This window comes from Pseudomonas sp. SG20056, assembly GCF_031764535.1.
GTDB lineage: Bacteria > Pseudomonadota > Gammaproteobacteria > Pseudomonadales > Pseudomonadaceae > Aquipseudomonas.
Genome location: NZ_CP134499.1, coordinates 2,929,859 through 2,945,837, shown reverse-complemented (window position 1 = coordinate 2,945,837; position 15,979 = coordinate 2,929,859). Strand labels below are relative to the sequence as shown.

At 58.9% G+C, this 15,979-nt stretch carries 14 protein-coding genes; 10 read left to right on the top strand and 4 right to left on the bottom strand.

Features of this window, described 5'->3' with window-relative positions:
• Window positions 1–18 precede the first annotated feature (18 nt).
• From fliD to RHP75_RS14035, 7 genes are all read left to right on the top strand, one after another.
• Entirely contained in the window at window positions 19–1,482 is a 1,464-nt protein-coding gene (fliD, locus tag RHP75_RS14065) for a flagellar filament capping protein FliD (protein WP_311088732.1), read from the top strand.
• Window positions 1,482–1,874 carry a flagellar export chaperone FliS gene (gene fliS / locus RHP75_RS14060; protein ID WP_311088731.1) on the top strand — a complete coding sequence of 131 codons (393 nt, stop codon included), beginning with the start codon at window positions 1,482–1,484 and terminating at the stop codon, window positions 1,872–1,874. Before fliD ends, fliS (RHP75_RS14060) begins: the two co-directional genes overlap by 1 nt.
• Before the next feature lie 72 nt (window positions 1,875–1,946).
• The gene (gene fliS / locus RHP75_RS14055; protein ID WP_311088730.1) at window positions 1,947–2,327 is read left to right on the top strand and encodes a flagellar export chaperone FliS; all 381 of its coding nucleotides are present in this window, start codon (window positions 1,947–1,949) and stop codon (window positions 2,325–2,327) included.
• A 27-nt stretch (window positions 2,328–2,354) separates the two neighbouring features.
• Window positions 2,355–2,651: a flagellar protein FliT gene (locus tag RHP75_RS14050; protein WP_090387538.1), complete on the top strand. Its 297-nt coding sequence runs from the start codon at window positions 2,355–2,357 to the stop codon at window positions 2,649–2,651.
• Window positions 2,652–2,893: 242 nt separating this feature from the next.
• Window positions 2,894–4,366, top strand: coding sequence for a sigma-54 dependent transcriptional regulator (locus RHP75_RS14045; protein ID WP_311088728.1), 1,473 nt, complete (start codon window positions 2,894–2,896; stop codon window positions 4,364–4,366).
• A gap of 185 nt (window positions 4,367–4,551) precedes the next feature.
• The gene (locus RHP75_RS14040) at window positions 4,552–5,760 is read left to right on the top strand and encodes an ATP-binding protein (RefSeq protein ID WP_311088727.1); all 1,209 of its coding nucleotides are present in this window, start codon (window positions 4,552–4,554) and stop codon (window positions 5,758–5,760) included.
• A gap of 6 nt (window positions 5,761–5,766) precedes the next feature.
• Entirely contained in the window at window positions 5,767–7,173 is a 1,407-nt protein-coding gene (locus RHP75_RS14035) for a sigma-54 dependent transcriptional regulator (RefSeq protein WP_311088725.1), read from the top strand.
• Between the two features lie 79 nt (window positions 7,174–7,252).
• Here RHP75_RS14035 and lapD read toward each other — a convergent pair whose 3' ends face one another.
• The 4 genes from lapD to RHP75_RS14015 form a co-directional block, all read right to left on the bottom strand.
• On the bottom strand, window positions 7,253–9,202 hold the full coding sequence (gene lapD, locus RHP75_RS14030) for a cyclic di-GMP receptor LapD (protein ID WP_311088724.1): 1,950 nt from the start codon (window positions 9,200–9,202) through the stop codon (window positions 7,253–7,255).
• Window positions 9,203–9,211: 9 nt separating this feature from the next.
• Window positions 9,212–9,904 (bottom strand): cysteine protease LapG, encoded by a 693-nt coding sequence (gene lapG, locus RHP75_RS14025; RefSeq protein WP_311088723.1) that lies wholly within the window; start codon window positions 9,902–9,904, stop codon window positions 9,212–9,214.
• Between the two features lie 91 nt (window positions 9,905–9,995).
• Complete coding sequence (locus RHP75_RS14020) at window positions 9,996–10,394, bottom strand: YbaN family protein (RefSeq protein ID WP_311088722.1); 399 nt, start codon at window positions 10,392–10,394, stop codon at window positions 9,996–9,998.
• A gap of 9 nt (window positions 10,395–10,403) precedes the next feature.
• Complete coding sequence (locus RHP75_RS14015; protein WP_311088720.1) at window positions 10,404–10,991, bottom strand: YecA family protein; 588 nt, start codon at window positions 10,989–10,991, stop codon at window positions 10,404–10,406.
• 167 nt (window positions 10,992–11,158) lie between these two features.
• Here RHP75_RS14015 and recQ point away from each other — a divergent pair, with 167 nt between their 5' ends.
• From recQ to RHP75_RS14000, 3 genes are all read left to right on the top strand, one after another.
• Window positions 11,159–13,285: a DNA helicase RecQ gene (gene recQ, locus RHP75_RS14010; protein ID WP_311088719.1), complete on the top strand. Its 2,127-nt coding sequence runs from the start codon at window positions 11,159–11,161 to the stop codon at window positions 13,283–13,285.
• An 87-nt stretch (window positions 13,286–13,372) separates the two neighbouring features.
• Window positions 13,373–14,536 carry a diguanylate cyclase gene (locus RHP75_RS14005; RefSeq protein ID WP_311088718.1) on the top strand — a complete coding sequence of 388 codons (1,164 nt, stop codon included), beginning with the start codon at window positions 13,373–13,375 and terminating at the stop codon, window positions 14,534–14,536.
• 347 nt (window positions 14,537–14,883) lie between these two features.
• The gene (locus RHP75_RS14000) at window positions 14,884–15,900 is read left to right on the top strand and encodes a DUF2804 domain-containing protein (protein WP_311088717.1); all 1,017 of its coding nucleotides are present in this window, start codon (window positions 14,884–14,886) and stop codon (window positions 15,898–15,900) included.
• Window positions 15,901–15,979: the final 79 nt, after the last annotated feature.

Below are 15,979 nucleotides of genomic sequence, written 5' to 3'. Positions count from 1 at the left end.
ATTTTGGCGAGGTGAAGCATGGTCGGGATTACGGGCATTGGCTCAGGAATCAAAATCGACGAAATCGTCACAGCGTTGGTCAATGCCGAAAGGGCGCCCAAGACCAATCAGCTGGACAATCTCGAGAAGACCACTGTTGCGCGCATCTCGGCCATGGGCTCGCTGACCAGCGCGCTGAATACCTTTAAAACCGCCGTCGACTCGTTGAATAAAACCTCCTTGTTCGAGTCGCGAACGGCGAGCTCTTCCAACACCAGCGCTCTCAAGGTTACTGCCGCAACCACAGCCCCAGCAGGCAGTTACAACGTTCAGGTCAAACAGTTGGCGACCAGCAGCAAGGTGGCGTTGCAGTCGGTCACGGGCGGTAATACCGCTACATTCAACAGCGGTTCACTGACTATTTCTGCGGGTAGCTCGAGCTTCGCTGTCAACATTACCTCAGGCAATAACACCCTGGCCGGTATGCGTGATGCTATCAATGAAACGGGTAAAAGTAGTGGTGTGAGTGCCACTATCATCACGGATGATTCAGGTTCGCGATTGGTGTTGAGCTCCACCAAGAGCGGTGCGGGCAATGATATTCAGGTCGTAGCCAGCGAAGACAATGTCACTACTGGAGCCAACGCGTTGACCTCTCAGGAGTTTGCTCCAACGGTCGACCCCGGCAATGCCGATGCCTTCGTTAAGCCTGATTCCACTACGGGTGCTGGTGGTGTGATCACCAAGGCCCAGTCGGCCAAGATTTCAATTGATGGTCTGGAGTTGGTCCGCGACACCAACCGTATTGAGGACGCTCTTGAGGGCGTAACACTTGATCTCGTCGCGGCGCAGAGCTCTACCGATTTGGCTGACGGTAAAACCATCAGTGTCACTGTGGGGGTCGACAAGGGCAGTGTGAAGAGCAACCTGCAGAAATTTGTTGATGCATACAACGCGTTGATCAGCACGACCTCTCAACTGACTGCTGTTGTTCCTGTCGACGGGGGCAAGCCGGTAACAGGCCCTTTGCTCGGTGACTCCTCGATACGCAACGTGCTGTCCAGTTTGCGTAATGAAATGGTCAATATCACCGGCGAAGGCGGTGTTAAAGCGCTTGCAGGTTTGGGCATTACCTCCGATTGGAAAACCGGACAGCTCAAGATTGATGACACGACGTTAACCAAGCAGCTGGATAGCAATTTCGATCAAGTGGCCGGTTATCTTGCAGGTGACAATGGCCTGATGGGGCGTCTTTCCAAATCAGTTGGCGCATATGTAGGAGACACTGGTGTGCTTAAGCAGCGTACTGATGCGTTGCAGGCCACTAAGGTCGGCGTTGATGAGCAGCGCAAAGCATTGGCTGTTCGAGTCGAGAGTCTGCAGACACGTCTTTACGCCCAGTACAACGCTATGGACTCCTTGGTCGGTCGCTTGAAACAAACCAGTGAAAGTCTTGCTAACCAGCTTGCCAGCTTGCCAGGCTTTGTGAAAAAGGATTCGTAATGAGCAAGAAGCCGATCGACACCTACAAGCAGGTTAATACCAGTCACGATGTTTCACCTTATCGCACAGTGCAGCTGTTGCTTGAAGGTGCGTTGCAACGGGTGATGCTGGCCAAACATGCCCAGGTTGAGGGGGATGCCGAGATTCGAGGCATGGCTGTTGGCAGTACCATCACCATTCTCGGCGTATTGCAGGCCAGCCTGGATAAGAAGTTGGGCGGTGAAATTGCCGAGAATCTGGATTCGCTTTACGACTATATGACGCGTCGTTTGGCCGGTGTCGCGCTCGACAGTACACCACGTACTCTGGAAGAAATTCAGGCGCTGCTCGAGCAGATAAAAAGTGCCTGGGATGCCATCGGTCCAGAAGTTGAGCCGGCCGTAGGAAACTGATTTCGTTGCTAAAGCTTTGCTCTGTAGCGCCGATACCCAAGGTATCCAGCAAACAGAACAGCGAGAACAACGATGAACGCGATGGCGGCCCTCAAGCAGTATCAAACCGTCAACACCCAGGCTCAGGCTATTGAAGCCAGCCCGCATCGATTGATCCAGATGCTGATGGAGGGTGGGCTCACTCGATTGGCTCAAGCTCGTGGCGCCATGGAGCGTAATCAAGTTGCCCTCAAGGGCGAGTTTATCAGTAAAGCTATCGGGATTATTGGTGGTTTGCGCGAAGGCCTCAACCTGGAACAAGGTGGTGAGGTCGCAGCGAATCTGGATAGCCTCTACGAATACATGGCAACACGCTTGGTTGATGCCAATGTGCAGAATGAAATAGCACCGTTGGATGAAGTTGCAGGCCTGCTGCGTAATGTAAAAGCTGGCTGGGATGCCATCGCTAAGTGATGCTGTTTCCCGCCTGAGGAATTGTTTATGAGTTCATCCGTGCAGCGTCTAGAAGAAACTGGCAGCGCGTTGCGCACTGCCTTGGCCAGTCAAGATTGGGCTGCGATTGGCGAGCTGGATCTGCAGTGCCGCCAGGCTGTTGACGAGGCCATGGTCGAGTCTGCCAGTGATGAAGAAACCCTGCGTGCGCGTATGCAGGAGTTGCTGGATCTTTATCGCGAGCTGGTTAACGTTTGCCAAGCCGAACAGCAGCGTTTGGCTCATGAGCTCGTTCAGCTCAATCAGTCACAACAAGGCGCCAAGGTTTATCAGCTGTTCGGTTGATTAGCTGTTTTCGGTCGATGCTATCCAGTGTCGACCTTCTAGTATTTGCCTGTGCTCTGCCACGATCTTTTCCCTTCTATGTGAAACAGCTGCTTAGTCTGCTTGGCAGGCATAATAAAAAGCACGCCATAAAATTGACTATTAACAAAAAATTGACTTAACTAGTGGCCAATTGCCGGCGCTGGATCGAGTAGTGTTTGGGCGGCGGGCGCGTTTTTCACTCCAGGATCAGTAAATAAATTATGTGGCGTGAAACCAAAATCCTCCTGATTGACGATAACAGCGAGCGCCGTCGTGACCTGACGGTAATCTTGAATTTTCTCGGTGAAGATCATCTGGCCTGCGATAGCCAGAATTGGCGTCAATGCGTCGCAGAGTTGGCGTCCAGCCGTGAAGTGCTCAGCGTCTTGCTTGGTGAGGTGAAAGCCAAAGGTGGCGTGCTGGAAATGCTTAAACAGCTGGCTGCCTGGGATGAGTTTCTGCCGACGCTGTTGATCAATGATCAGGTCGCGGCCGAGTGGCCGGAAGAACAGCGCCGCTGTGTGCTGGCGACGCTGGAAATGCCGATGAGCTACAACAAGTTGCTCGACTCGCTGCACCGTGCGCAGGTTTACCGCGAGATGTACGACCAGGCTCGTGAGCGTGGCCGGCAGCGTGAAACCAATCTGTTCCGCAGCCTGGTGGGCACCAGTCGGGCTATTCAGCAGGTGCGGCAGATGATGCAGCAGGTGGCTGATACCGAAGCCAGCGTGCTGATCCTTGGCGAGTCGGGCACTGGCAAAGAAGTGGTCGCGCGTAATCTGCATTACCACTCCAAACGCCGTGAGGCGCCTTTTGTACCGGTCAACTGCGGTGCGATTCCTGCCGAGTTACTTGAGAGCGAACTGTTCGGCCACGAGAAGGGTGCATTTACCGGTGCGATTACTAGCCGGGCTGGACGTTTTGAACTGGCCAATGGCGGCACTCTGTTCCTTGATGAGATCGGCGACATGCCGCTGCCAATGCAGGTGAAGCTGCTGCGCGTACTGCAGGAGCGCACGTTTGAGCGGGTGGGCAGCAACAAGACCCAGAGCGCCGATGTGCGGATCATTGCAGCTACCCACAAGAACCTCGAGAAAATGATCGAGGACGGCAGCTTCCGTGAGGATCTGTATTACCGCCTCAACGTTTTCCCGATCGAGATGGCACCGTTGCGTGAGCGCATCGAGGACATCCCGCTGTTGATGAACGAGCTGATCTCGCGCATGGAGTTCGAGAAGCGCGGTTCCATCCGCTTCAACTCGGCGGCGATCATGTCGCTATGTCGGCACGATTGGGCGGGTAACGTGCGCGAGCTGGCCAACCTGGTCGAACGCATGGCGATCATGCATCCCTATGGCGTTATTGGCGTGGGCGAGCTGCCGAAGAAATTCCGCCATGTCGACGATGAGGACGAGAACATGGTGGCTAGCCTGCGCGATGAGCTGGATGAGCGCGCCACCATCCTGGCCGGCCTGCCAGGTGTAGATTCGATGGCCATGCTGCCGCCGGAAGGCCTGGATCTGAAGGATTACCTGGGCAACCTTGAGCAGGGCTTGATTCAACAGGCGCTTGACGATGCCAGTGGTGTGGTGGCGCGTGCTGCCGAGCGTTTACGTATTCGGCGCACCACCCTGGTTGAGAAAATGCGCAAGTACGGCATGAGCCGGCGTGATGATGAGGGGTTGGACGACTGATCTTTCTGTGTCGGGCAATCGTCAGTGACTTGGCGCTTGCCCCTCCAATAAAGCCGAAGGTTTGACGTAACCTTCGGCTTTGTTTTTTATAGCTTTGATTTAAAAGGATATTTTTTCAGGCACGGGTATTGCTATCTCTCTTGCAACTGACTGTCTTATGACGGCTCGCTGCGCGAGAGAGAACCATGAACGCTAACGCCCAACGCCCTGAAGAATCCGAAGTGCCCGCTCCCGTGGAGCAGGCCAGCCGTGCCGGGCTCGAACAGGCTTTTGCCTTGTTCAACCAGATGTCGACCCAGCTCAGTACCAGCTACAGCATGCTGGAGGCACGGGTAACTGAGCTCAAGGGCCAATTGGCGCTGGTCAGTGCCCAGCGGATGCAGGAGCTGGCCGAGAAAGAGCGCCTGGCTCATCGCCTGCAGAGTTTGCTGGATCTGCTGCCCGGTGGGGTGATCGTGATCGATGGTCAGGGCGTGGTGCGCGAGGCCAATCCCGTGGCGCGTAACCTGCTGGGCCAGCCGTTGGTGGGCATGCTTTGGCGCCAGGTCATCGCGCGCAACTTCGCCCCGCGCGAGGATGATGGTCACGAAATATCCCTGAAGGATGGCCGGCGCTTGTCGATTGCCACCCGTTCACTGCACGCCGAACCTGGCCAGCTGGTGCTGCTGACTGATCTGACAGAAACCCGACGCTTGCAGGATCAACTGTCTCGCCACGAGCGTTTGTCTGCCCTCGGTCGTATGGTCGCTTCTCTGGCCCACCAGATTCGTACGCCGCTCTCGGCTGCATTGCTCTACGCCAGTCATCTGACTGAACAGGTGCTGCCGGTTGAGCAGCAGCAGCGCTTTGCCGGTCGCCTGAAAGAGCGCCTGCATGAGCTGGAGCATCAGGTGCGCGACATGCTGATCTTCGCCCGGGGTGAGCTGCCGCTGCCGGATCGCCTGGCGCCCAAGGCGCTGTTCGCGGCGCTGCGCAGTGCCGCCGAACCCCATGTGCTGGATATGCAGGTGCGCTGGCAGTGCGACAGCCGCGCAGGCGAGTTGCTGTGCAACCGCGACACTCTGGTTGGCACGGTGCTCAATCTTATCGAGAACGCGATTCAGGCCGGCGGCCGTGAAGCGCGGTTGAAGATTCATCTCTATCAGCGCGGCGAAACGCTGCGCCTGTGCATCAGCGATAACGGTCCAGGCATCGACAGCGCGACGCTGGCGCGGCTTGGCGAACCCTTCTTTACCACCAAAACCACTGGCACCGGGCTTGGCCTGGCGGTGGTCAAGGCAGTGGCGCGCGCCCATCAGGGCGATGTGCAGCTGCGTTCGCGGCTGGGACGTGGCACCTGCGCCATTCTCACCTTGCCGCTGCTTGGTGCTACGCACCCCTTGATTCAGGAGTAACCATCCATGGCGAGCAAAATTCTATTGGTCGAAGATGACCGTGCATTGCGCGAGGCACTGGCCGATACCCTGGCGTTGGGTGGGCATGATTACCGAGCAGTGGATTGCGCCGAAGCGGCGCTGCTGGCGATTGCCGAAGAGCCGTTTGGCCTGGTGGTCAGTGACGTTAATATGCCCGGCATGGATGGTCACCAGTTGCTCGAGCAGATTCGTCAGCGTCAGCCCCAACTGCCGGTGCTGCTGATGACGGCTTTCGGCGCGGTGGAGCGGGCAGTGGATGCCATGCGCCAAGGCGCGGCAGATTACCTGGTCAAACCATTCGAGCCGAAAGCTTTGCTGACACTGGTTGATCGGCATGCGCTGGGCCGGGTTTCTGTCAGCGAGCAGGATGGTCCCGTTGCCGAAGAACCGGCCAGCGTGCAACTGCTGGCTCTGGCCACGCGGGTGGCGCAGAGCGATTCAACGGTATTGATCACCGGAGAGTCCGGTACCGGTAAAGAGGTGCTGGCGCGCTTTATCCATCAGCAGTCGCCACGTGGCAGCAAACCCTTCATTGCGATCAACTGCGCGGCGATTCCGGACAACATGCTCGAAGCCACGCTGTTCGGCCATGAGAAGGGCGCATTTACCGGGGCCATTGCCAGTGCTCCGGGCAAGTTCGAACTGGCCGAGGGCGGCACCATTCTGCTCGACGAAATTTCCGAGATGCCACTGGGTCTGCAGGCCAAGCTGCTGCGCGTGCTGCAAGAGCGCGAGGTAGAGCGGGTGGGTGCGCGTAAGCCGATTACCTTGGATATCCGCGTGCTGGCCACCAGTAACCGCGATCTGGCCGCAGAAGTGGCGGCGGGGCGTTTCCGTGAAGATCTCTACTATCGCTTGTCGGTATTTCCGCTGGCCTGGCAGCCATTGCGTGAGCGCCCGGCGGACATTGTGCCGCTGGCCGAGCGCTTACTGGCTAAGTACGTGAAGAAAATGAACCACGCGCCGATTCGGCTTTCCCCGCAGGCGCAGATGAGCCTGATGAGTCATAGCTGGCCGGGTAATGTGCGTGAGCTGGATAACGCGATTCAACGTGCGCTGATTTTGCAGCAGGGTGGTCTGATTCAGCCGCAGGATCTTTGCCTGCTGGCACCTATTGGTTCGGCCGTTACGCCGTCCGCGCAACCGCAGTTGTCGGTGGTGGTCAATAGCGCACCTGCGCAGCAGGACGCCTCGCCGGCTGAAGCTGGCGCCTTGGGCGATGATCTGCGTCGGCATGAGTTTCAGATGATCATCGATACCCTGCGTGCCGAGCGTGGCCGGCGCAAGGAAGCCGCCGAGCGCCTGGGCATCAGTCCACGAACCTTGCGCTACAAACTGGCACAGATGCGTGATGCAGGCATGGATGTGGAAGGTTATCTGTTTGCCAGTTGAGCCGTTGTTTGCCGGGCTCTAAGCGTTGTACTTGATCGGGGGTAGGCCGTAATCGGACTACCCCGTTTGCGTTATCTAATCAGTCTTTCCACGGTTCCGGCGCGCCCAGTAGGCGGCCCATGGCGCCGTACAACCCCAGCTCCTTGAGCACTGCCAGCTCGCCCTCGGTCTCTACCATCTCGGCAATCAATGGCAGGTCGATGCTGTTGGTGGCGCGGAATACCGCCTCGATAAACATGCGCTTGTCGCTTTCCTGGTCGATGGCGCGGATATAGGTGCCGTCGAGTTTCAGGTAGGCGAGACCCAGGTGGGTCAGGTTGCCGATCAGGCTGAACCGCCCGCCGAAGTGCTGCAGACCCAGACTGAAGCCGGTGTCACGGACGCCCTGACTAAGCGCTTCCAGCTCAGCGGCCGGCGGCAGATGGCGTTCGTCCACCTCCAGAGTCAGCAGACTGGCCTGTTGTGGGTGCTGGCGGAGGATGTCGAACATGCGTTTCAGGGTTTCGCTATCGCGCAGAGTCGCGGCCGACAGGCTGAGGGCCAGTGGTGCCGCATGCTGACTGAGGTGCGCCAGGCTGTGCTCGAGCATGGCCAGGTCAAAGCGTGCGGTCCAGCCCAGGCGCTCAATCCAGGGTAGGAAGCGTCCGGCGGCAATCGCTTCACCTTGCGGGTCAAGCAGGCGGGCCAGCACCTTGTGGTGCAGCAGCCGGTTGCGGTCAGCACACTGCGTGACGGGTTGGAAATACAACTGCAGCTTGCGCTTGTTCAGCGCGTCATCGATCCAGGTGCGCCATTCATGCAAGCCCTGAGTCGCTTGTGCGTTGTAATCATCCAGACGTACCCAGTCGCGACTCGGATCGTTCTGCGCTTGCGCCAGGGCCTGATCGGCGCGGCCGATGACCTGGCCGGGTTCCTCGCCTGGCCGGAAGGCGGCAATGCCCATATGGGCCACCGGTGTGCAGTCGCTGGCGCCTGTCTGGCGGAGGCTTTCCAGGCCAGTGTGCAGCTCGCCGGCGAGCAAATCGGCTTCCTCACTGCCGATTCCGGGGGCCAGCAGGCTGAATTCGCCGCCGCGGCTGCGTGAGGCCAGCCAGTCCGAGCGGTTGGTCTGGTTGAGCAGGCGTTTGAGCAGCTCGCCAATGGCGGCAATCAGGGCGTCGGTCTGCTGGCCGCCGAGGCGCTGGTTAAGCCCGCCGAGGTCGTTGACCCGCAGCAGCAACAGATAGCCTTCGGCATTCTGTTCACTGACCACCAGTTGATGGGCCAGGCGGATATCGAACAAACGACGGTTGGCCAGGCCGGTGATGCTGTCCTGATAGGCCTCTTCACGCAGTTTCTCGCTGCGCGCGGCTTCTTCGGCGAACAGGGTTTTCAGCTTTTCCACCATCTGGTTCATGGCGGTGACGACGCGTTTAAGTTCCGGGGTACGCGGCACCTTGGGCAGAGTGAGGAATTCGCGGCGAGTGATGGCCTGGGCCTGTTGCACCATGTTATCCAGCGGGCGCAGTTGGGTACGCAGCAGCCAGCCGCCGAGTATGGCGCTGACCAGGCCGCAGAGCAGTAGCCAGATCAGGCTGCCAATGGCGCTGTCCCAGAGTTTGGCCAGGGCAAATTGCGGGTGGCTGAGTACCTCCACGCGCGCGGCCTGTTCCCAGCCGCGCATGATCAGCGCATCGCCGCCCTGGGGCTGCAGGTCGACCAGATCGCTGAACCAGACCGGGACGGTTTCGGCACTGGCATCGTCGCTGCGTCGTTCGACTATCACTTCGTTATTGGGGATGCGTACCACACGGATGCTGGTGAAATAACCGCTGTCGAAGATCGAGCTGACCATTAGTTCGATCATTGCCGGGTCATCCACGTGTGGCGTCATCGACAGGCCCAATGCGGTTGCGGCGTCCTGAGCGTGGGAGCGCAGCTGGCTGAGCAGTTGCTCGCGGGAGCTTTCCACTCCGGCGATAAAACTCCCAGTAAAGGCCACGACCAGGAACAGGCAGATGGCGAGAAATAGCTGCTTGAGTAGAGACATAGGTTCCTCCTAGCCTTCGCCGATGGCGAAGCCCTCCGTGCGCATTTTTTTCAAGATGTCCTGCCAGCGCGAGAGCTTCTTGGAGTCGCTCTTTTTGCTATTGGAGCCTGCGAGATAGAGCCCTTCGGCGTTGAATGCATAGACCGGCAGCAGGTCTTTGCGCTGCGAGGCGGGTTTGATTTCATTGATCAGGTTGTCCAGCACCAATGGCTCGGCACCGGGGCTGGCGTAATAGGTCAGCACCATGTGCGCCTGGTTGTAATTGAGCGCCTTGACGTAAGTGATGCGCAGCTTGTCGCTGGGAATGCCGAGGCGGCGCAGGGTGAAGTATTTGGCGATGGAATAGTCTTCACAGTCGCCTGAGCCCTTGACCAGCATCTCGATGGGCGTGGCCCAGTAATCGTTCTGTTTCCACAGGCGGATATCATCGGTGAAGCGGATCTGCCGGTTGAAGAAGCGATTAACCTCGGTGAGTTTGTCTCTTTCGCTACTGCTGCCACTGGCCTTGATTTGTGCTTCCCAGGCCTGGATGCGCTGCTTGGCGGCGCCAAGGTTGCCGTAGCGGCTTTCGGCATTTTTCAGGATCACGCCGAAGTCCCAGTTGGCCAGGGCGCTGGCCAGACCGATCAGCAGGATGCAGCCGCCCAGCAACGCTCGGTTGAGGCGCTTGAACCATCCATGAGTGAGCTGACGGGGTGGCATGTACCGCGCCTCGACCGAAGATTGGGAAAGTCTAGGTGTTGCTGCTGATTTTTGCCGCGCTGAATATACCGAATGTCGGCTGGCGCGGTGCTTAGGCTTTATGTCGAGTTTTCTGGCTGAGGATATACAGGCTGACCAGTACCGCGCTGGTCAGCATAAAAGCCCTGGCCCAGAACAGTGGCACCAGGTAGCACGACAGGCCGATGCTCAGCCACATCAGGCTGATGGCGTAGACCTTGCCCTTGAGCGGAATGCCCTGGCCTTCGAGGTAATCGACGATCCACGGGCCAAGCTGGCGGTGATTGACCAGCCACAGGTAGAAGCGCTTCGAGCTGCGCATGAAGCAGGCGGCCGCCAGCAGCAGAAAAGGCGTGGTAGGCAGGACTGGGAGGAAAATACCAACCACTCCCAGCGCCACGCTCAGCCAGCCGATGGCCAGCAGAACATAGCGCAGGGCAGGGTTGCGCTGCTCCTGAATCTCACGCGCCATGGCGCGTGCTTAGTGGTGGCGAGGCTTCAGAAGGGCCGGCTTTTCTTCCGGCGCATTGCACAGCAGGAACAGTGCGGTCAGCAGCTCAGGGATCTGCTCGACCATGCTGTCAACCAGGTCGCGGTCACGGGCGATTTCAGCAAACTCAGGCTGTTCATCGAACAGGCCGGAACCGACCATGATCGGCAGCAGCAGTTCGCTGACTTCATCTTCAGCATCGTCGAACCACACGGCTTCACGCAGGAACACCCCTTCCATAAAGCCGATGCACCAGCCGCGCAGGTCAGAATCGTCTGGTTCTTCGCCCAGGTCGAGCTCGCACGGCACTTCCGGATCATCATCGCTGGCCAATTGGCGGGCGATATGACTTTGCAGCTGGATCAGGGTCGCTTCGATCTCTTCACGCTCGGCATCACTGCGATAGTGCGGCGGCTCGGAGAACAGCGCGTCAATCCACTCACGCTCCGGAACCGGCTGCGGGCAGATTGATAGAGCGGTCAGGTAGCCGTGGGCGGCGATGTAGTCCAGTGCCTCTTCATGCAGCTCATCGGCATCGAGGAAGGCTTGCAGGCGGGAGAGTTGCTCGGCGAAGGACATCGGGGGGCTACCTTGAAGGAGTAAACGAGGGTCGATTCTAGTCGACCGCAGCCACAGCGGCCATAGCCGCAGGCCATGGCGGGTGAAATTCGGATCAAACTCCAGCATGCCTACGCGTGCCCAAGCGGCACTTGCGTATAATACGCGGCTTGTTTCGGAGACCTTTCATGCTCGAGCACGCGCAGCGCATCCTCAAAGACGTATTCGGCTACGACAGCTTTCGTGGTCGTCAGGGTGCAATTATCGAGCGCGTGGCCAGTGGCGGTGATGCCCTGGTATTGATGCCTACGGGTGGTGGCAAGTCGCTGTGCTTCCAGGTGCCGGCCCTGCTGCGTGATGGCTTGGCCGTGGTGGTGTCGCCGCTGATCGCGCTGATGGACGATCAGGTCGCCACCCTCGATGAGCTGGGTGTGGCGGCGGTGGCGCTGAACTCCACCTTGAGCGCCGATGAGCAACGCGAGATCGCCGAGCGAATCAGGCGTGGCGAAATCAAGATGCTCTACCTGGCCCCCGAGCGGCTGGTGCAGCCGCGCATGCTGAGCTTTCTGCAAAACTTAGAAATTGCCCTGTTCGCCATCGACGAGGCGCATTGCGTGTCGCAGTGGGGGCATGATTTCCGCCCTGAGTATCTGCAGCTGGGGCAGTTGGCCGAGTTGTTCCCCAATGTGCCGCGCATCGCCCTGACTGCCACGGCAGACATGCGCACCCGTGAGGAAATCGTCCAGCGCCTGCATCTGCAGAATGCCGAACGTTTCCTGTCGAGCTTTGATCGGCCGAACATCTTCTACCGCATCGTGCCCAAGGAGCAGCCGCGCAAGCAGTTGCTGAATTTCCTTGCGGCGCGCAAGGGCGATGCCGGCATCGTCTACTGTCTGTCGCGCAAAAAGGTCGAGGAGGTGGCGGCTTTCCTGTCCGAGCAAGGCTTTCCCGCCTTGCCGTATCACGCTGGTTTGGCCAACGAGCTGCGTGCTTATCACCAGAAGCGCTTTCTCAACGAGGAAGGGCTGATCATGGTGGCGACCATCGCCTTCGGTATGGGTATCGACAAACCCAACGTGCGCTTTGTTGCTCACCTCGATCTGCCGAAATCCCTAGAAGCCTATTATCAGGAAACCGGTCGCGCTGGCCGTGATGGCCTGCCCGCAGATGCCTGGATGGCTTACGGCCTGCAGGACGTGATTTTCCTCAAGCAGATGCTTAACAACTCCGAGGGTGATGAGCGGCACAAGCGCGTCGAGCAGCACAAGCTCGATGCCATGCTCGCCCTGTGCGAGGAAACCCGCTGCCGACGCCAGGCGTTGCTGGCCTACTTCGACGAAGACATGCCGCAGCCCTGCGGCCATTGCGACAACTGCACAGATGGTGTGCAGACCTGGGATGCCACCGAGCCGGCGCGCCAGGCACTGTCGGCGATTTACCGCACTGGCCAGCGTTATGGCGTGGGCCATCTGGTTGACGTGCTGCTCGGCCGTGACAACGAGAAGATTCGCGGTGTAGGGCATCAGCATCTGGCGGTGTTCGGTATCGGCAAGGCACTGGCCGAGGGCGAATGGCGTTCGCTGTTCCGCCAACTGGTGGCGCGGGGGCTGGCTGATGTCGATCTCGAAGGCTTTGGTGGGTTGCGCCTTTCTGACAGTTGCCGGCCTTTGCTCAAGGGCGAGGTCAGTCTGCAGCTTCGCCGCGATCTGAAACCGCAACAGAGCGCCAAGGCCTCCAGCAGTGCCGCCAGCCAGCTGGTGCGTGGCGAAGAGCGTGGCCAGTGGGAAGCGCTGCGCGCCTTGCGCCGCAGGCTGGCAGAAGAACATGGCGTGCCGCCGTATGTGATCTTCCCGGATGCCACCTTGTTAGAAATGCTACGCAGCAAGCCCAGCACCCTGGCCGAGATGGCGCGGGTCAGTGGCGTTGGTGCGCGCAAGCTGGAGCGTTATGGCGAGGCCTTCCTGGGCGTGCTCGGTGCGGATGATGAAGCGCCGCGTGCAGTGGTCGATTTACGCCATGAACTGGTCAGCCTGGCCCGTGCCGGTATGACCCCCGCACAGATCGCCAGCCAGCTCAGTTGCAGTGAAAAGAATGTCTACGGCCTGCTGGCCGAAGCCATTGGTCGTCAGCAGTTGTCCCTGGAGCAGGCGCTGGATGTGCCCGATGCATTGCTGGGTGAGATTCAGGATGCCTTCCTAGATGGCGAAGGTGAGCTGCCGCCGGTGGCGGCGATCAGCGAGCAGTTTGCCGGGCGTGTTGAGCTGGGCATCCTGCACTGCGTGCGAGCGGCCTTGCAGGCGGAATTCGAGGCCTGAGTGAATTCGCTCTGGCTGCCGGTTCATCTTGTGACACCGGATACGAGCGACTAAGGTGTTTTCAGCCATCCAGCTGCAGAGGTTCCGGTGTCGCTTTCCCATGCCTGGCTAGACGATGTTCGCCCCAGCCCCTACGCGGATCAGCTCGCCTTGGGTTTTCGTCTGTTGCGCTTCTCTCGGCCGCTGGAGCAGGAGTACCGCAACTATGTACGTGACGACACCTTCGAGCTCAAACGTATTGCTCTGGTCGTGGGCATTCTGGTGTGGCTGGCCTTTGCCGCGTTCGATTTCGTCCTGATCAAGGCGCCCGAGGTGTGGTGGATGCTGGCCATCCGTCTCGCTGTTTTATTGTTGCTGTGTCTATTCGGCGTGCTGCTGATTCAGCGCAAACACACCTACCTATTACAACCGCTGAGTCTGGTCTGCCTGTTGGCCCTCGGCGCGTCGGCGTCCTTTGTAGTCGGCATTGCCCATCGGGTTGATCCCAGCTACCCCTATGAGGGGTTATTGCTGGTCTGTATGGCGGCTTATTTTCTGGCGGGGCTACGGCTGATCGAAGCGTTGTGCTGTTCCTTGCTGGTGCTGCTGGTTTACGTCTGCGTCGAGCTGGTGGTGGCTGGCTTGCCGGTGCCTCGGCTGATCAATAACACCCTGTTTCTGCTGTTCGGCAATCTGATGGGCGCGGTGGGTTGTTACCTGCTTGAGTTCAAATCGCGCGAGCATTTTCTGATCAGCCGGCTGATGCGTGTATTGGCCGATCACGACAGCCTGACCGGTCTGCACAACCGTCGCAGCTTCAATCGCCAATTCGAGCGCCTGTGGCGTCAGGCGCAGCGTGAGCATCGCAGCCTGGCGCTGCTGCTCTGTGATGTTGATCACTTCAAAGCCTATAACGACCACTACGGCCATCAGGCCGGCGATAACGTGTTGCAGCGCATTGGTAGCCTGCTGCAGGACGCTGCCCGGCGCCCGCTGGATATGGCCGTGCGCTTGGGCGGTGAAGAGTTTGCTGTGTTGCTTTATGACATCGGCGAAGCCGAAGCACGGCATCACGGCGAAGCGCTGCGCCAGACCCTGCAGACCCTGAATATCGAACATGCTGGCTCGGATACGGCGAGCATGCTAACCATGTCGATTGGTATTTCCTGCATCCATCCTGCCGCTGGAGGGGCGTTGGCGCAGCTCTACGAGCATGCGGATCGCGCGCTTTACGAGGCCAAGGCTTTTGGCCGCAATCAGGTCGTGGCCTGAGAATCTATTTACGATCAGCTGCGCGTCGGCCCTGCTGCGTTAAAAATAGGCTCGGAAAGCCACTTGTGGCTAACGCGCTTTAGCGCGGCCCGAAGGGCGAGTGAAACGAGTAATGCTCATGTACAACAGTACACTCGTTTGCGAGCCCAGTCCGCTTCCTCGCCTGCTTTGACCAGCCGAAGGCTGTAACTACGTAGCGCCTTGCAGGACTCTAGCTCGCAAGATCCTAAAAAGATTCTTGGGGGCGGTGGCCGATTTTGCCGCTGCGCTTGGCGCCTGTGGTGAATGCTCGGAGCGAAGTCGCGGTGCTAGCATCGCTGAGGTTTTTTCCTTGAGTGATTGCTCCGATGGATCGACTGATTCAGGCCAACGGTCAGCCGCATTACGGCATCTTTCCCGCCGCGCCGGGGCTGATCAACTACCGCGATTTTGATTTCCGCTCGCCCATGGGGCGCAAGCTGGGCGCCCTGGCCAAGTGGCGGCGCTTTCACCAATTCCAGTATTTCGGCCTGATCAGTGACGAGCTGATTGGCGGCTGCGCGTTGGCCAACCTCAGCCTGCTGGGTGTGGGTTTTGTCTACCTGTTTCATCCCGCCAGTGGGCGGATGATTGAGCGCCAGTTCAAGCTGCCGCTGGGCTTTGGCAGTCAGTTCTCGCAGACCCCGGATCAGGGTGTATGTGAGGTGCGCAGCGGCGGCAATCTGCTGCGTTTGGAAAACAACGCTTCGCCCAGAGAAAAACGCCTGCTGGTGGAACTGGATGACGGCACTTGCATCGACGCCTGCTTCTCGGAGGAACTGCCGGCGTTTCAGCCGATGTGCATCAACACGCCAACGGCGGTCAATGGCTGGGTCTATGCGCAAAAGGTAGCAGGGGTGCGCTGCACGGGGCAGGTGCGCAGTGTGTTGGGGAATTTCGATCTGGCGCAGATCGGCGCATTTGCCCACCACGACTGGTCGGCCGGTTATATGCGCCCGGAAACTCACTGGAACTGGGCTTGCCTGTCTGGTCAGGCAGGCGAGCAGAGGGTTGGGCTGAACCTGTCCTGCGGGGTCAATGAAAGCAGCTTTACCGAGAACTGCTTCTGGCTGGATGGCGAGCTGCTCAAAGTCGATACGGTGCGTTTTACTTTTGATCGCGACCAGCCCCTGCAGCCCTGGTTGATCAACTCCTATGACGGCCAGGTGGCACTGCGCTTCGAGGGGCGTGGCCTACACAAGGAGCGCTTGAACGTGGGGCTGTTGGCGAGCAACTTCAAACAGATCTTCGGCCAGTTCACCGGTGTGCTGCGGCCGATTGGCCGGCCCGAAGTACGCATCGACAACCTCTGGGGCTTTGTCGAAGACCAGTATGTAAAGTGGTGAAACCTTTTACAGGCTTGCCTCGTTAAAAGGGTTATGGTTAGCTGGCTAATAATTAGTTTTTTATAGTTAAGAGCCGTTG